The following is a 14,032-nucleotide window of genomic DNA, read 5'->3' as shown; positions in this document are numbered from 1 at the left end:
CTGGCCGGCGAGCGTGTCATGTGACGGCGCCCAACGCCTGCTGGTCGGCGAGCGTGACGCGACCGGCGTCATGCAGGCGGTACCGCGCTGGCCGATGGATACCCTGCGGCAGCCGTAAGCTTCCAGGAACGCAGCGACGCGCTTCCAGCTTAGAGGTGTGGCTCGTCGCCGCGGCCCAGGCGCTGGATATTGAGCACATGGCGCCCCAGCACCAACAGGGTGAAGGCGATCACCACGATCACGAAGTCCGGCGCCAGCCACAGGCTGGCCAGCGGCGCCATGGCGGCGCTGGCCAGCGAGGCCACCGCGGCGGTGCGCACCCGCCAGACCAGCAGCGACCAGAGTGCGGCGCATACCAGCGCCACCCCCGGCGTCAGCACCAGCATCACCCCGAAGGCGCTGGCCACCGCCTTGCCACCCCGGAAGCGGTGCCAGAGCGGGTAGCTGTGGCCCAGCAGGACCGCCAGCCCCACCAGGCCCTGGGCCCAGGGGGGCATTCCCAGCAGGATCGCCAGCAGCAGCACCGGCATGCCTTTGGCGGCATCCACCAGCAGGGTGGCCAGCGCCAGGCGCCGCCCGTGGAGGCGCAGCACGTTGGAGAACCCCGGGTTGAAGGAGCCGTCCAGGCGGGGGTCGCCGACGCCAGCCAGCCGGCAGACGGTGAGCGCGCCGAGCCAGCTGCCGCTGAGGTAGCCCAGCAGCGCCAGCGGCAGCAGCGTGATCAGTGGTGCCTCCACGGCCGACCCTCCTGCGTCAGGAACCCGGCCATTCTGACAGCCCCTCCCCGGGCTGCCCAGCCGCCAAGGTGTTCGGCGCGGCGCGGCTCGCGTACAATCCCGCCCCATTCCCTGACCCGCCCGGAAGCCGCCATGGACCTAGTGCTGATCGAGTCCCTCGCCGTCGACACCGTCATCGGGGTCTACGACTGGGAGCGCACCATCACCCAGCGCCTGGTGCTCGACCTGGCGCTGGCCACCGACATCCGCCCGGCGGCGGCCGACGACGATATCGCCCTGACGCTGGACTACGCCGCCATCAGCGAGCGCATTCAGGCCTTCGCCGCCGCGCACGCCTTCGCCCTGGTGGAGACCTTCGCCGAGCACCTGGCCGAGACACTGCGCGACGAGTTCGGCATTCCCTGGCTGCGGCTGAGCGTGCGCAAGCCCGGCGCCGTGGCGGCCGCCGCCGCGGTGGGGGTACGGATCGAACGCGGCCAGCGGCCGGAGACGACATGATGGCGCGGGTCACGGTAAGCATCGGCAGCAACATCGAGCGCGAGCGCCATGTGCGCGTCTGCCTGGACGCCCTGGCGGCGGACTTCCAGGGCCTCGTGGTCTCCCGGGTGTTCGAGAGTGAGCCGGTGGGCTTCGAGGATGGGCGCAACTTCTATAACCTGGTGGCGGCCTTCGACAGCGAGGCCTCGGTGGGCGAGCTGCAGGCCTGGTGCAAGCGCCTGGAGTTCGCCAACGGCCGCCGTGCCGACAGCCCCAAGTTCAGCCCCCGCACCCTGGACGTCGACCTGCTCACCGTGGGCGAGCTCACCGGCGAGCACGACGGGGTCATGCTGCCCCGCGACGAGATCACCCGGCACGCCTTCGTGCTCCAGCCGCTGGCCGAGCTGCTGCCCACGGCGCGCCACCCCGCGAGCGGCGAGACCTACGCCGACCTGTGGCGCGCCTTCGACGCCGGCGAGCAGCGCCTGTGGCCGGTGGCCTTCACCTGGGCCGGGCGCGAGATCTCGCATCCCGACTGACCCACCCCTCTCCCAGGGCAGGGCTATCGCAGATAGCCTGGCTGCTCGATAGCTCGGGGCTGATCTGGCGATAAGCCTACGAGGAGGCGCTGTAAATACCTCCCTGTACGCTACCTCGGCCGTCCCTGGTCCTCGGACCTCCTCTTCGGCTTATCCCCAGCGCCCCTTGGTTCGGTAACTGCGATAGCCCTGTCTCCCAGGGCGATCGCAAGGGAACACCGCTCGCTCAAGGCTTTCCCGGCGACAGGCCTGTCTCTACCCCAGGGCGGCGTCGATCGCCTCACGGCGGCGCCGGGCGAGCTCCTCGCCCAGCTCGCGCCCCTTGAACCCCTCCGCCACCAGCGCCGCCGGCAGTACCTGGGCCGCCAGGCGCCAGGCCACGGCCAGCGCCTCGGCCAGTTCGGGGGCCTCCAGGCTCACCAGGCTGATCAGCGGCGCCACCCGCTCGCCGCGCCGCCAGGCGTCGATGCCATCCAGCCAGGCCAGGATACGGGCCCCGTCGAGGGGCGCCAGGCGCGCCGCGGCCACCAGCTCGCGGGTCCTGGCGACCTGCCGCGCCAGGGCCAGGAAGGCCTTGGGCTGACGCAGCCGCTCGGCCAGCTCACGCCGGTCCGCGTCCTCGAGGTGCTCCACCAACCGCGCCCAGCGCCAGCACGCCAGCGCCTCGCCCTCCCCCTCCTCGGGCAGACGATGCAGCCGGCCCAGCGCCTCGTCCAGCGCCTCGCCATCCGCCGCCAGCGCCGGCATCAGCACCGCCAGGGCGCCGCAGTCGTGGAGCGCCTGGAAGTAGACCTCGGGCCAGGGCTCGGCCAGGGCCCGCTCGGTCTCTGCCCACACCCGCTCGGGCACCAGGTGACCCAGCTCGCCGCTCGCCACCAGCTCGCGCATCAGCCCCCGGGTCTCCTCGGCGATGGTGAAGCCGAGCCCCGCGTAGCGGGCCAGGAAGCGCGCGGTGCGCAGCACCCGCAGCGGGTCCTCGACGAAGGCCGGCGAGACATGGCGCAGCACCCGCGCCTCCAGGTCGGCCAGGCCGCCATAGGGGTCCACCAGCACTCCCTCCGGGCTCTCGGCCATGGCGTTGATGGTCAGGTCACGGCGCGCCAGGTCCTCCTCCAGGGTCACCTCGGGGCTGGCATGGACCACGAAGCCGGTGTAGCCATGGCCCGCCTTGCGCTCGGTGCGCGCCAGGGCGTACTCCTCGTGGGTCTCGGGGTGCAGGAAGACCGGGAAGTCGCGCCCCACCGGCTTGAAGCCGCGGCGGCGCAGCGCCTCCGGGGTCGCCCCCACCACCACCCAGTCGGTGTCGGTGACCGGCCAGCCCAGGCGGGCGTCGCGTACGGCGCCCCCCACCCGGTAGACGGCGAGTCCCGCCACGGCGGGATCACGGGCCATGCTCAGGCCTCCACCCGGTCGGGATGGCGAAGCTGCCACTCGGTGAAGCCGCCGTCGAGGCTGTAGACGGCCGCGAGGCCCTGGCCGGCCAGCCAGGCGGCGGCCTGCTGGCTGGAGTGGCCGTGGTAGCAGACCACCACCACCGGCCGCTCGGCGGGGGTCTCGTCGAGGAAGCCGGCAACGCTGTCGTTGTCGAGCCGGCGGCTGGCGGGAATATGGCCCTGGGCGAAGCTCAGGGGGTCGCGGATATCCACCAGCGCGAGCTCCTCGCCCGCCTCGAGCCAGGCCGCGAGGGTGGCGATATCGAGATGCTGGAAGTTCATGGGCGCCTCGTCAGGGAGTCGGGTCGGTTGATGGCCGACGGGTTGGGTATCGATGGGTCGGGTGTCGCCAGCCAGAGAGCCTAGCAGGCCCAGCGCCGATGGCTCGGCACCGAGATACGCTCGCCGCTCTCCAGGTCGAGGGCGGTCAGGCTGCCGCCCCAGACGCAGCCGGTGTCCAGGGCCTGGGCGTCGACGCGGCTGCCCGGGGTCTTGCCCTGGAGGGCGGCCCAGTGGCCAAAGACCAGCCGGGCATCGTCGTCGCGGGGGAAACGGAACCAGGGAGCGTAGCCCGCCGGGGCGCTGTCGAGCCCCTCCTTGGCGGCGAAGTCCAGCCGCCCCTCGGCGTCGATGAAGCGCATGCGGGTGAAGACGTTGACGATGGCACGCAGGCGGTCGATGCCGTCGAGGTCATCCCGCCACAGCGCCGGGGCGTTGCCGTACATGCGCTCGAGGAAGGCGCCGGCCCCCTCGCCGCCCAGCACCGCCTCCACCTCGCCGGCGAGCGCCTCGGCCCGGGCCAGGGACCAGCAGGGCAGCAGGCCGGCGTGGGTCATCAGGGTGTCGCGACCGGCGAGGGTCTCGCGCACCGTGAGCGGGCGCGCCTGCAGCCAGTCGAGCAGTCGCTCGCGATCGGCGGCGTCGAGGATGGCGTCCAGGGTGTCCTTGCGATTGAGCCGGGCCCCGCCCCGGGCCACCGCCAGCAGGTGCAGGTCATGGTTGCCGAGCACCGTCAGGGCGGCATCGCCCAGCGCCTCGACCTCGCGCAGGCAATCCAGCGACCCGGGGCCGCGGTTGACCAGGTCGCCGGCCAGCCACAGCCGGTCGCGACGGGGATCGAAGTCGAGGGCCTCGAGCAGTTCGACGAACTCGGCGTGGCAGCCCTGGAGGTCGCCGATGGCGTAGGTGGTCATGGGCTCTCCCTGTTGTCTGGCGCGGCGCTTGTGGCAAGGTCGGGACGGGGTCAGTGGACCTGGTTGGGGCAGGCCAGGCGGAAAGGGGCGATGGGCACCTCGAAGGGGCGCTGGGTGGCGGTGTCGACGCAGGTGTAGTCGCCCTGCATCACCCCCACCGGGCCGTCGAGGATGGCGCGACTGGTGTAGCGGAAGCGCTGACCGGGGCCGATCACCGGCTGCTGGCCAACCACCCCCTTGCCGCGCACGTCCTGCACCTTGCCGCTGCCCTGGGTGATGGTCCAGTGGCGCGCCATCAGCTGGATGCTGTGGCGCGAGGCGTTGTGCACCGTCACCGTGTAGCTGAACACGTAACGCCCCTCGGCGGGAGACGACTCGTCGGGCCGGAACTCCGGCGCCACCTCCACGCTCACCCCGTCGACGGGGCCCGCCAGCGCCTCGCTCATGAGGCCTCCTCCGCATCCGCCAGGTGGTTGGCGATGCGCACGAACTCGGCCACGTCGAGGGTCTGGGGACGGCGGCCGGGGTCGATGCCCAGCGCCTCGAGCGCCTCGGCGCTGATGCGCCCCTTGAGGTTGTTGCGCAGGGTCTTGCGGCGCTGGCCGAAGGCCTGCTTGACCACCGCCGCCAGCAGGGCCTCGTCGCGGGCCGGGTGGGGCAGCGCGGCGTGGGGGGTGAGGCGCACGATGGCGGAATCCACCTTGGGACGCGGCACGAAGGCCTCCGGCGGCACCACGAACAGCGACTCCACCCGGCAGCGGTACTGGGCCATCACCGAGAGCCGCCCCCAGTCGGCGCCGCCCGGCACGGCGGCCAGGCGCTCCACCACCTCCTTCTGCAGCATGAAGTGCATGTCGGCGATGGCGTCGCCCGCCTCCAGCAGGTGGGCGATCAGCGGGGTGGAGATGTTGTAGGGCAGGTTGCCCACCACCCGGAGCGGCGCGCCCTCGCCGCGCAGGGCGCGGAAGTCCACCTTGAGGGCGTCGCCCTCGTGGATCACGAAGTCGGGGTAGGTGAAGAACTGCACCCGCAGCCCGGGGATCAGGTCACGGTCGAGCTCGATCACCTCCAGGCGGCCGCCGGCGGCCTCCAGCAGCGGCTCGGTGAGCGCCCCCTGGCCGGGGCCGATCTCGACGATCCGCTCGCCGGGGCGCGGCGCGATGGCCCGCACGATGCGCGAGATGACGCCCGGGTCGCGCAGGAAGTTCTGGCCGAAGCGCTTGCGGGCCCGGTGAACCGGGGGGCGAGATGCCATTCAGGGGTGTCCTTCTATCACTATTGGGTGGGGCCACGGCCGGCCATCTCGGCGGCCAGCGCCACGGCGACCCGCAGGCTCCCGGGGTCGGCGCGGCCGGTGCCAGCCAGGTCCAGGGCGGTGCCGTGATCCACCGAGGTGCGCACCAGCGGCAGCCCCAGGGTGACGTTGGCGGCACGCCCGAAGCCGGCGTACTTGAGCACCGGCAGGCCCTGGTCATGGTACATGGCCAGCACCGCGTCGACCCCTTCCAGGTGGCGCGGGGTGAACAGGGTATCCGCGGGGAGCGGCCCGTCAAGGGCGAGCCCCTCGGCGCGCAGCGCCGCCAGGGTCGGGGTGATCACCTCGAGCTCCTCGCGCCCCAGATGCCCGTCCTCGCCGGCGTGAGGGTTGAGCCCGCACACCGCGATGCGCGGCGCGGCGATGCCGAACCGGCGGCGCAGGTCGCCATCGAGGATGCGCAGCACCCGGGTCAGCCCCTCGGCGGTGATGGCGTCGGCCACCCGGCGCAGCGGCAGGTGGGTGGTGGCGAGCGCCACCCGCAGCGAGCGCCCGCCGGCCCAGCCGGGCCGCTCGGCGTGCAGGGCGGCATCGGTGGCGAGCATCATCACCACCTCCTCGACCCCGCAGGCGTCGCGCAGGTACTCGGTATGGCCGGTGAAGCCGGCATGGCCCGCCTCGATGATCACCCCCTTGTGCAGCGGCGCGGTGACCATGCCGGCGGCATGGCCCTCGCGGCAGGCGCGGATCGCCACGTCCAGGGTCTCCAGCACATGGTCGGCGTTGGCACGCGCCAGCACGCCGGGGCGCGACGGTGTGCGCAGGGCCACCGGCCACACCCCCAGCCGGCCGGGAGTGGCGTCGGGCACCGCCTCGCCGGGGGAAAGCTCGACGAGCTCCACCGCCAGGCCCAGGGCCGCGGCGCGCTCGGCGAGCAGGCCGGGGTCGCCCACGGCCACCGGCCGGGCTCCGGCCACCCCTTCGGCGGCCAGCATCAGCGAGAGCTCCGGTCCGATGCCGGCCGGCTCGCCGCAGGTCAGCGCCAGTACCGGGGCCGGCGCCGTCATCAGCGCGCGTCGAGTCGGTTGTCGATGAAGGCCTGGGAGCGGATCTCCTGCAGCCAGGCGTCGAGCTCCTCGTTGGCACGGCGCTGGAAGAGCCGCTGCTGGGCCTGCTCGCGCCCGAGCCCCTCCTGCTCCATCACCCGCTCCACCTCGCGCTCGGAGAGGTTGACCCGGCTGCCCACGCGGCGCTGCTGCAGCTGGCGCAGGGTCAGCTCGCGGCGGATCTCCTCGCGCACGCTGGCAAGGGTCAGGCCGTCGGCCTCCAGGGCGTCGGCGAACTGCTCCAGGGTCATGCCGTTGCGCTCGGCGATGCCCCGCACCTGCCGGTTGAGCTCGGTGTCATCCACCGTGAGCCCGGCCTCCTCGGCCATCTGCAGCTGGATCTCCTCGAGGATCATCTGCTCCAGCACCTGCTGGCGCAGGGCCCCGGCGGGCGGCAGCTCCTGCTGCTGGGCGCCCATCTGGCTACGCACCTGGGCCAGGCGATCCTCGAGCTGGCTCTGCATGATCGCCCCCTCGTTGACCACCGCCACGATGCGATCCAGGGCCTCACGCTGGGTGGACGGGAACTCCTGGGCCTGGACCCCGACGGGCAGGGTGGCGAGGCCCAGGGCCATGGCCAGGCCGGTGGCCAGCAGGGGGGTGCGGCGGGTGCGCATGTTGTGCGGTCCTCTCATCGTTGTCGGGTGCTCTGCCATCCGGCTCAGAAGGCGGTGCTGCGGTAGCCGGGGATGGCCTGTTCGAAGTAGCTGTCCGCCTCGCGGCCGACGCCGCCGAGGCCCTTGAACACGAAGCGCAGGAAGACCCCGCGGTCGGTGAAATCGTCTCTTTCAACGCCGGTGTCGTTGTCGTCGATCCACTCGCGCCACACCAGCTGCACGCCGTAGCAGCAGTCGTTCCACTGCACCCCGGCGAGCTGCTCGAGAGCACGGTCGTTGGTGTTGTCGTAGAGCAGACGGCCGATCAAGTCGACACGCTGCCCCGCCTTCCAGGCGAAGGAGACGTCGTACTCCTCGCGATCGTAGGGACGGAAGTCGTCGTCATCCTGATCCAGTGAGGGGTCGAAGCCTCTTAACTCCCAGCGATAGCCGAGGTTCAGCGCATGCCCCGCGGGCGAACGGTACTGGAGGTCGACCCCGGCGCGCTCGGTGCGTTCCAGGTGATCGTCGTAGAGCCACTGCCAGCCGGTACGCCAGCGATCGGTGAGCCGCCAGTCGAGCCGGGTGACCAGCGGTGAGCGGTCGCGGGTGGCGCGGTAGTAGTCCGCGTAGCGGCGTTCACGATCCGGCAAGCTGTCCGGATCCCCATCCATGTCGATGGTGCGGTCCTCGAAGTAGAGCGCCTGGCCGAGCCCCAGGGAGAGCCGCTGGCGGCCGCTGTCGTCCTCCAGCAGCCGCGACTCCACCCCCAGGGAGAGGCGGTTGAGGTCGCCCACCCGGTCGCTGCCCGAGAAACGGTGCGGCGACCACAGCTGGCCCCAGGAGAAGGCGCGCTCGCTGGTGTCGAAGTCGGGGAAGTCACTCTGGTCGCGGGCCGGCACATAGGCGTAGTTGGCGCGGGGTTCCAGGGTCTGGCGGTAGCCGCGCCCGCCCAGGTCGAGCTCGCGCTCGAACACCAGGCCGGCGTCCACGGAGCTGACCGGCACGCTGCGGGTCAGCGAGGTGTCGCGGTCGGTGTCGCGCTCGCCGTAGTCCAGGTCGTAGGCGGTGCCCAGCCACTCCAGGCGCGGCTCCAGGTGGCCCCAGCTCTCGTCGAGGCGCCAGCCCAGGGCCGGCGACAGATGCAGCCGCGAGCCGGTGGCCGCCTCCCGCTCCAACGGGATTTCGTCTTCCTCCACGTCGCGCCAGAAATAGCTGTAGTTGGAGTTCCAGTGCTGGTAGAAGCCGCTCGCCTGGCGCCAGCGCGCCGCGGCGCTGAGGCTGGGTAGGCGGTAGAAGGGCTTGTCGCGGTCGAGCAGCGGGTCGTCGAGCTTCTGGAAGCCCTGGGCACGGGCGTCCAGGCGCCAGGTGTCGCCGCGGTAGTCGACCTGGGCCAGGCGCTCCATGGCCGAGGTGTTCTGCTCGGCGAAGTCGCTGCCGAAGTCGTCGAAGTAGCGGCCATCGCTGGCCGCCCCGTAGCGCAGCCGGTAGCGGCTGCGCGGGCTCAGGGTGCCGGCGTGGCGGTAGTCGAGGTACCAGCGATCCTCGCCCTGGTAGCGGCGCGCCGGGTCATAGGGGTTGTCGCCGTCGCCACCGTCGTCGCTGCCGAGCCAGGCGCCCTCGATCTGCCCGGCCGACTCGGCGAAGAGGTAGCGGTACTGGCCCCCCAGCAGCAGGCCGCGATCGCTGATCCAGCGCGGGGTGAGGGTCGCGTCGTGGTTGGGGGCGATGTTCCAGTAGAAGGGCTGGGCGTAGTCCAGGGAGTCGGTGGAGAAGCCCACCGCCGGCCACAGGAAGCCGGTGTGGCGACGGTCGTCGATGGGGAAACGTACCCAGGGCCAGTAGAAGACCGGCACGTCCTTCACCTCCAGGCGGGCATGCCGGGCGGTGCCGAAGCCGCTCTCGCGGTCGAGCACCACGTCACCCCCCACCAGGCGCCAGAGGTTGTCGCCGGGATCGCAGGTGGTGAAGGCGGCCGAGGTGAGCCGATAGCGGCCATCCTCCAGGCGCGCCAGGCGCTGGGCATCGCCGCGCAGGTGGCGGTCATGGAAGACGTAGTGGGCCTGATCGATGCTGGCGGCATCGCTGACCAGCGAGAGCTCGCCGGCCTCGCCGCGCACCAGCAGGCCCCGGTCACGCAGCGCCATGGGCCCCTCGGCGAAGGCGCGCTCGCGGCTGGCCGGCACCCGCACCTGGGGGGTCTCGAGCTGGGCGTCATCGCGTCGCAGCACCACCTCGCCGCGCAGCAGGGTCTCGCCATCCTCGCCGTAGCTGGCGCTCCGGGACTCGCTGGCGACCTTGCCGGGCTCGGGGGGCGGCAGGCGATACGCGGGCATCACGTAGCGCCCGCGGCACAGCGCATCCGCCGGCCGCTCGCTGCCCCAGGGCTCGAAGTCGAGGCGCTCGGCGGGAAGGGGCTCGGGGGGCGCCGCCAGCAGCGGTCCGCCGGCGAGCGTGGTGGCCGCCAGGCCTGCCAGGGTCATCCATGAGAGTCGCTTGCCCATCTTGGTCGATGTCCTCGGCGGGGTGAAACGCTATTATACAGGCCGCCGTCGGCCTGTGCTGCCGGCGCCAGCGATGCAGCGCCCAGCATGCGGCGCCCGCCCACCACCGTCAACCGGCCACCTCCAGGAGCCCCATGACCGACGCCGCCCACGACGCCTCACGCCGCGAACGGCTCGCCCGCTGGGCCGCCGAGCGCCACGGCCTGGCCCCCGAGGCCCTCGACCTGCGCCTGGCCGCCGGCGACGCCAGCTTCCGCCGCTACTTCCGCCTGACCCTGCCCGATGCCAGCCGCCGCATGCTGATGGACGCGCCGCCCGAGCAGGAGGACTCCCGTCCCTTCGTGGCCATCGCGCGGCGCTGGGAGGCCGCCGGGCTGCCGGTGCCGCACCTCCATGCCGACGACCTGGCGGCAGGATTCCTGGAGCTCGAGGACCTCGGCGACACCCCGCTGCAGCAGTGCTTCGACGACGCCGCAGGCCAGCGGGCCTGGCTCGGGCGCGCCATCGCGCTGATCCATGAGCTGCAGAACCGCGCCGGACCCGATGAGCTGCCGCGCTATGACGCCGCCCTGCTCGGCCGCGAGCTCGACCTCTTCCCCGACTGGTGCCTCGGCGAGTGGCTGGGGCTCGCGCCGCCGCCGGGCTGGGCGGCGCTGCGCCAGGCACTGGTGGAGTCGGCCCTGGCCCAGCCGGTGGTGACGGTGCACCGCGACTTCGACGCCATGAACCTGATGGTGCGCGGCGACGCGCTGGTGCTGATCGACTTCCAGGACGCGGTGGCCGGCCCCGTCACCTACGACCTGGTCTCGCTGCTGCGCGGGCGCTACCGCCGCCTCGCCAGAGAGGCCTTCGCCGACATGGTCGAGGCCTTCCGCCGCCGCGCCGTGGCCGACGGCCGCCTGCCCGCGAGCACTGGCGAGGCCACCTTCCTGGCCTGGGCCGACGCCATGGCCGCCCAGCGTTCGCTCAAGGTGCTGGGCATCTTCTGCCGCCTGACCCTGCGCGACCACAAGCGCGGCTACCTGGAGCGCCTGCCCCACTTCCTCGCCCACCTGGAGGAGAGCCTGGCGGGCCTCACCGGCCACGATGCCTTCCGGGCCTGGCTCACCGAGACCTTCCGCCCTGCCCTGCTGGCGCGCCTGGAGGAGGCGGCATGAAGGCGATGATCCTCGCCGCGGGCCTCGGCACCCGCATGCGCCCGCTGACCGACCGCTGCCCCAAGCCGCTGCTGCCGGTGGGAGGGCGACCGCTGATCGTCCACCACCTGGAGCGCCTGCGCGCGGCGGGCATCACCGAGATCGTGATCAACGTCAGCTACCGCGCCGAGCAGATCATCGCGGCGCTGGGCGATGGCGCCGACCACGGGGTACGCATCGCCTGGAGCCGCGAGGCGACGCCGCTGGAGACCGGCGGCGGCATCCGCCAGGCGCTGTCGCTGCTGGGTGATGCCCCCTTCCTCTTGATCAATGGCGACGTCTGGTGCGACCTCGACCCGGCCGGCCTGTCCGACCTCGAGGATCACGACCTGGCGCGGCTGGTGCTGGTGGACAACCCCGACCACCACCCGGCCGGGGACTTCCACCTCGACGCTGCCGGCCGCGTCCGCGCCGACGGCGAGCCACGCCTCACCTACGCCGGCATCGGCCTGCTCGACCCGGCGCTGGTGGCCGGCGAACCCCCAGGTGCCTTCGCCCTGGCGCCGCTGCTGCGTCGCGCCATGGCCGAAGGGCGCGTGGCAGGACACCACCACCGTGGCCGCTGGGTGGACGTGGGCACGCCGGCAAGGCTCGACGCACTGGACAGGGAACTGAGCCCGGGTTTCCCTCGCAGCTGAGCCCATACGATGCAGCTGGTATGCTGCTCATCGTTTTCACCGCTGCGTCAAAAGCACACCGCCAGGGGCGCCGGGCACCGCCCCGGCGACATATCCAGCGAACGACAAGGACACTCGAGACATGAAAGCCACCGTGAAATGGACCGACGGCCGCCAGTTCGTCGCCGAATCGGGAAGCGGCCACAGCGTGGTCATCGACGGGCCGCCCGACCACGGCGGCCGAAACACCGGCCCGCGCCCCATGGAGCTGCTGCTGATGGGCATGGGCGGCTGCACCTCCTTCGATATCCTCAATATCCTGGAGAAGGCCCGCGCCGAGGTCAGCGACTGCGTGGCGAGCATCGAGGCCGAGCGCGCCGACGCCACCCCCAGCGTGTTCACCAGGATCCATGTCCACTTCACCGTCACCGGCAAGGGGCTCAAGGAGAAGCAGGTGGCACGCGCCGTGGAGCTCTCCGCCGAGAAGTACTGCAGCGCCTCCATCATGCTGGTCAAGGGCGGGGTCGAGGTGACCCACTCCTACACCATCGTGGAGGCGTAGCGCGTCGAGGTATCAAGGCACGACGGCGCCACCCGGGAGGGTGGCGCCGTCGTCTTGTCGGTAGGCGGGATGCACCCGATGCGCCGAACACCGTCGATCGCGCGGTTGCCCGCAGTAACGCCGACTACCCAGCCGGCCAGGTAAAGCGTCGGCCGCCCATCAGGTGCATGTGGATATGATAGACGGTCTGCCCGCCCTGGTCATTGCAGTTCATCACCACCCGATAGCCCTCCTCGGCAAAGCCCCGCTCCCTGGCCAGGCGTGCGGCGGTGAGCTGCAGCCGTCCCACCAGCGCCGCATCCCCCTCCTCGAGGTCGTTGAGGGTGGCGATATGCTTGCGGGGGATGAGGAGAAGGTGGGTGGGTGCCTGGGGGTTGATGTCCTCGAAGGCCACCACCTGGTCATCCTCATGGACGATCTCGGCGGGGATCTCGCGATTGATGATCTTGCAGAACAGGCACTCCATCTCGGGCCTCCTTGTGGGCAGGGTCGCGGTCAACGGAAGCGCCGCTGGGCCAGCAGGTGGCGCACCAGCGGTCCCAGGATCAGCTCCATGGCCAGCGACACCCGGGCGCCGGGCACCACCAGGGTATGGGGACGGCTCATGAAGGCATCCTGGATCATCGCCAGCAGGTAGGGGAAGTCCACCGTCGCCGGGTCGCGGAAGCGGATCACCGCGAAGGACTCGGCGTCGGTGGGGATGTCCTGCACCTCGAAGGGGTTGGAGGTGTCCACCGTGGGTACCCGCTGGAAGTTGATATGGGTGCGCGAGAACTGTGGCTGGATATAGCGCACATAGTCACCCATGCGGCCCAGGATGGTATCGATCACCGCCTCCTGGGAGTAGCCGCGCAGCTTGGTGTCGCGGTCGATCTTCTGGATCCACTCCAGGTTCATGGTGGGGGCCACCCCCACCAGCAGGTCGACGTGACGGGCGATGTCGTGCTCCGGCGTGACCAGGCCGCCGTGGAGCCCCTCGTAGAACAGCAGGTCGGTGCCGTAGGGCAGCGACTGCCACTCGGTGAAGGTGCCGACCCGGTAGCCGGCCTCGATCATCTGCTTGTCCTCGGCATGGATGTAGTGGCGATAGGTACCGCTGCCGCCCTCGCCGTACTCATGGAACAGCGTCTCCAGCTCCTCGAGCAGGTTGGCCTCCACCGCGAAGTGGGAGAGCTCGTCCTTGCGCTCCGGCTCCTCGCGGAAGATCCGCCCGAGCTCCTCGCGGGTGTAGCGATGGAAGGCGTCGCCGTCGACGAAGGCGGCGTGCACATCCTCGCGGGCGAACATGCGCTCGAAGGTGCGCTTCACCGTGGTGGTGCCGGCCCCGGAGGAGCCGGTCACGGCGATGATCGGATACTCCCGGGACATCAGGCCTCTCCCGCCACGGCGAGAGCCGCCTTTACCGCTTCGGGCACCGCCACCGGCCGGCCGCTGGCGGGGTCCACCAGCAGCAGGTTGAGGCGCGCCGTGGCCACCGGGCGGCCGCCCTCGGCATGGACCACCCGCTGGAAGACGGTCAGCGCCTTGCCTTGCGGGGCGGGGATCGCCGTCTCCACCACCAGGGCATCGGGCCAGCGCGCCTCGGACTGGTACTGCACCGCGAGATCCGCCACCACGCTGGGATAGCCGCCCAGGTCCCACTCGCTGAGCCCCAGCGCGGCCAGGGCCTGGATGCGCGCCTCATGGAGCAGCGACACCAGGGCATCGTGGCCCAGGTGGCGGCCGTAGTTCATGTCGGTGACGCGCACCGTCAGCGGCTGGCGGTGGACGATGGCCGCCTCGGGAAACTCGAGCCTGACGCGCTCCATGCTCGCCTC

Annotated in this window: 17 protein-coding genes; 5 read left to right on the top strand and 12 right to left on the bottom strand. The window is 71.7% G+C overall.

Annotated features, from left to right (window positions below; all coding sequences use genetic code 11):
* Positions 1-149: 149 nt before the first annotated feature.
* Positions 150-737 (bottom strand): glycerol-3-phosphate 1-O-acyltransferase PlsY, encoded by a 588-nt coding sequence (plsY, locus tag Q673_RS31280; protein ID WP_023006694.1) that lies wholly within the window; start codon positions 735-737, stop codon positions 150-152.
* Positions 738-869: 132 nt separating this feature from the next.
* Between plsY and folB the strand changes: the two genes are divergently transcribed.
* Positions 870-1,235: a dihydroneopterin aldolase gene (gene folB, locus Q673_RS31275; RefSeq protein WP_023006693.1), complete on the top strand. Its 366-nt coding sequence runs from the start codon at positions 870-872 to the stop codon at positions 1,233-1,235.
* Entirely contained in the window at positions 1,235-1,753 is a 519-nt protein-coding gene (gene folK, locus Q673_RS31270) for a 2-amino-4-hydroxy-6-hydroxymethyldihydropteridine diphosphokinase (RefSeq protein ID WP_031218422.1), read from the top strand. The genes folB and folK overlap by 1 nt, the downstream gene beginning before the upstream one ends.
* 255 nt (positions 1,754-2,008) lie before the next feature.
* Here folK and Q673_RS31265 read toward each other — a convergent pair whose 3' ends face one another.
* The 8 genes from Q673_RS31265 to Q673_RS31230 form a co-directional block, all read right to left on the bottom strand.
* Complete coding sequence (locus tag Q673_RS31265) at positions 2,009-3,145, bottom strand: CCA tRNA nucleotidyltransferase (RefSeq protein ID WP_023006691.1); 1,137 nt, start codon at positions 3,143-3,145, stop codon at positions 2,009-2,011.
* A 2-nt stretch (positions 3,146-3,147) separates the two neighbouring features.
* Complete coding sequence (gene glpE, locus Q673_RS31260; protein ID WP_023006690.1) at positions 3,148-3,468, bottom strand: thiosulfate sulfurtransferase GlpE; 321 nt, start codon at positions 3,466-3,468, stop codon at positions 3,148-3,150.
* Positions 3,469-3,548: 80 nt separating this feature from the next.
* On the bottom strand, positions 3,549-4,379 hold the full coding sequence (locus Q673_RS31255) for a symmetrical bis(5'-nucleosyl)-tetraphosphatase (protein WP_023006689.1): 831 nt from the start codon (positions 4,377-4,379) through the stop codon (positions 3,549-3,551).
* A 50-nt stretch (positions 4,380-4,429) separates the two neighbouring features.
* Positions 4,430-4,825, bottom strand: coding sequence for a Co2+/Mg2+ efflux protein ApaG (gene apaG / locus Q673_RS31250; RefSeq protein ID WP_023006688.1), 396 nt, complete (start codon positions 4,823-4,825; stop codon positions 4,430-4,432).
* Positions 4,822-5,634 (bottom strand): 16S rRNA (adenine(1518)-N(6)/adenine(1519)-N(6))-dimethyltransferase RsmA, encoded by an 813-nt coding sequence (rsmA, locus tag Q673_RS31245; RefSeq protein WP_023006687.1) that lies wholly within the window; start codon positions 5,632-5,634, stop codon positions 4,822-4,824. The genes apaG and rsmA overlap by 4 nt, the downstream gene beginning before the upstream one ends.
* Positions 5,635-5,654: 20 nt before the next feature.
* Complete coding sequence (gene pdxA, locus Q673_RS31240) at positions 5,655-6,701, bottom strand: 4-hydroxythreonine-4-phosphate dehydrogenase PdxA (RefSeq protein WP_023006686.1); 1,047 nt, start codon at positions 6,699-6,701, stop codon at positions 5,655-5,657.
* On the bottom strand, positions 6,701-7,357 hold the full coding sequence (locus Q673_RS31235) for a SurA N-terminal domain-containing protein (protein WP_023006685.1): 657 nt from the start codon (positions 7,355-7,357) through the stop codon (positions 6,701-6,703). The genes pdxA and Q673_RS31235 overlap by 1 nt, the downstream gene beginning before the upstream one ends.
* Before the next feature lie 44 nt (positions 7,358-7,401).
* Complete coding sequence (locus tag Q673_RS31230) at positions 7,402-9,840, bottom strand: LPS-assembly protein LptD (protein WP_031218420.1); 2,439 nt, start codon at positions 9,838-9,840, stop codon at positions 7,402-7,404.
* Positions 9,841-9,974: 134 nt separating this feature from the next.
* Between Q673_RS31230 and Q673_RS31225 the strand changes: the two genes are divergently transcribed.
* The 3 genes from Q673_RS31225 to Q673_RS31215 all read left to right on the top strand — a co-directional run bounded on the left by Q673_RS31225 (position 9,975) and on the right by Q673_RS31215 (position 12,215).
* Positions 9,975-10,997, top strand: a complete 1,023-nt coding sequence (locus tag Q673_RS31225; RefSeq protein WP_023006683.1) for an aminoglycoside phosphotransferase family protein — start codon at positions 9,975-9,977, stop codon at positions 10,995-10,997.
* The gene (murU, locus tag Q673_RS31220; protein ID WP_023006682.1) at positions 10,994-11,674 is read left to right on the top strand and encodes an N-acetylmuramate alpha-1-phosphate uridylyltransferase MurU; all 681 of its coding nucleotides are present in this window, start codon (positions 10,994-10,996) and stop codon (positions 11,672-11,674) included. Before Q673_RS31225 ends, murU begins: the two co-directional genes overlap by 4 nt.
* A gap of 121 nt (positions 11,675-11,795) precedes the next feature.
* Positions 11,796-12,215 (top strand): OsmC family protein, encoded by a 420-nt coding sequence (locus tag Q673_RS31215; protein ID WP_023006681.1) that lies wholly within the window; start codon positions 11,796-11,798, stop codon positions 12,213-12,215.
* Between the two features lie 124 nt (positions 12,216-12,339).
* On the opposite strand, the gene Q673_RS31210 is transcribed toward Q673_RS31215, so the two are convergent.
* From Q673_RS31210 to Q673_RS31200, 3 genes are read right to left on the bottom strand one after another with little or no spacing between them, the layout of a single operon-like run.
* Positions 12,340-12,681 (bottom strand): histidine triad nucleotide-binding protein, encoded by a 342-nt coding sequence (locus Q673_RS31210; protein ID WP_023006680.1) that lies wholly within the window; start codon positions 12,679-12,681, stop codon positions 12,340-12,342.
* Positions 12,682-12,710: 29 nt separating this feature from the next.
* Positions 12,711-13,583 carry a phosphoribulokinase gene (locus tag Q673_RS31205; protein ID WP_023006679.1) on the bottom strand — a complete coding sequence of 291 codons (873 nt, stop codon included), beginning with the start codon at positions 13,581-13,583 and terminating at the stop codon, positions 12,711-12,713.
* The gene (locus Q673_RS31200) at positions 13,583-14,023 is read right to left on the bottom strand and encodes an acyl-CoA thioesterase (RefSeq protein WP_023006678.1); all 441 of its coding nucleotides are present in this window, start codon (positions 14,021-14,023) and stop codon (positions 13,583-13,585) included. Before Q673_RS31200 ends, Q673_RS31205 begins: the two co-directional genes overlap by 1 nt.
* Positions 14,024-14,032: the final 9 nt, after the last annotated feature.

The sequence above is a fragment of the Halomonas sp. PBN3 genome, assembly GCF_000475415.1.
In the GTDB taxonomy this organism is placed as follows: domain Bacteria; phylum Pseudomonadota; class Gammaproteobacteria; order Pseudomonadales; family Halomonadaceae; genus Halomonas; species Halomonas shengliensis.
This window is presented reverse-complemented; position numbering and strand designations above follow the sequence as displayed.

Coding starts and splice junctions, on each gene's coding strand:
- folB (WP_023006693.1), top strand. CDS start 870: ATGGACCTAGTGCTGATCGAGTCCCTCGCCGTCGACACCGTCATCGGG.
- folK (WP_031218422.1), top strand. CDS start 1,235: ATGGCGCGGGTCACGGTAAGCATCGGCAGCAACATCGAGCGCGAGCGC.
- Q673_RS31265 (WP_023006691.1), bottom strand. CDS start 3,145: ATGGCCCGTGATCCCGCCGTGGCGGGACTCGCCGTCTACCGGGTGGGG.
- glpE (WP_023006690.1), bottom strand. CDS start 3,468: ATGAACTTCCAGCATCTCGATATCGCCACCCTCGCGGCCTGGCTCGAG.
- Q673_RS31255 (WP_023006689.1), bottom strand. CDS start 4,379: ATGACCACCTACGCCATCGGCGACCTCCAGGGCTGCCACGCCGAGTTC.
- apaG (WP_023006688.1), bottom strand. CDS start 4,825: ATGAGCGAGGCGCTGGCGGGCCCCGTCGACGGGGTGAGCGTGGAGGTG.
- rsmA (WP_023006687.1), bottom strand. CDS start 5,634: ATGGCATCTCGCCCCCCGGTTCACCGGGCCCGCAAGCGCTTCGGCCAG.
- pdxA (WP_023006686.1), bottom strand. CDS start 6,701: ATGACGGCGCCGGCCCCGGTACTGGCGCTGACCTGCGGCGAGCCGGCC.
- Q673_RS31235 (WP_023006685.1), bottom strand. CDS start 7,357: ATGCGCACCCGCCGCACCCCCCTGCTGGCCACCGGCCTGGCCATGGCC.
- Q673_RS31230 (WP_031218420.1), bottom strand. CDS start 9,840: ATGGGCAAGCGACTCTCATGGATGACCCTGGCAGGCCTGGCGGCCACC.
- Q673_RS31225 (WP_023006683.1), top strand. CDS start 9,975: ATGACCGACGCCGCCCACGACGCCTCACGCCGCGAACGGCTCGCCCGC.
- murU (WP_023006682.1), top strand. CDS start 10,994: ATGAAGGCGATGATCCTCGCCGCGGGCCTCGGCACCCGCATGCGCCCG.
- Q673_RS31215 (WP_023006681.1), top strand. CDS start 11,796: ATGAAAGCCACCGTGAAATGGACCGACGGCCGCCAGTTCGTCGCCGAA.
- Q673_RS31210 (WP_023006680.1), bottom strand. CDS start 12,681: ATGGAGTGCCTGTTCTGCAAGATCATCAATCGCGAGATCCCCGCCGAG.
- Q673_RS31205 (WP_023006679.1), bottom strand. CDS start 13,583: ATGTCCCGGGAGTATCCGATCATCGCCGTGACCGGCTCCTCCGGGGCC.
- Q673_RS31200 (WP_023006678.1), bottom strand. CDS start 14,023: ATGGAGCGCGTCAGGCTCGAGTTTCCCGAGGCGGCCATCGTCCACCGC.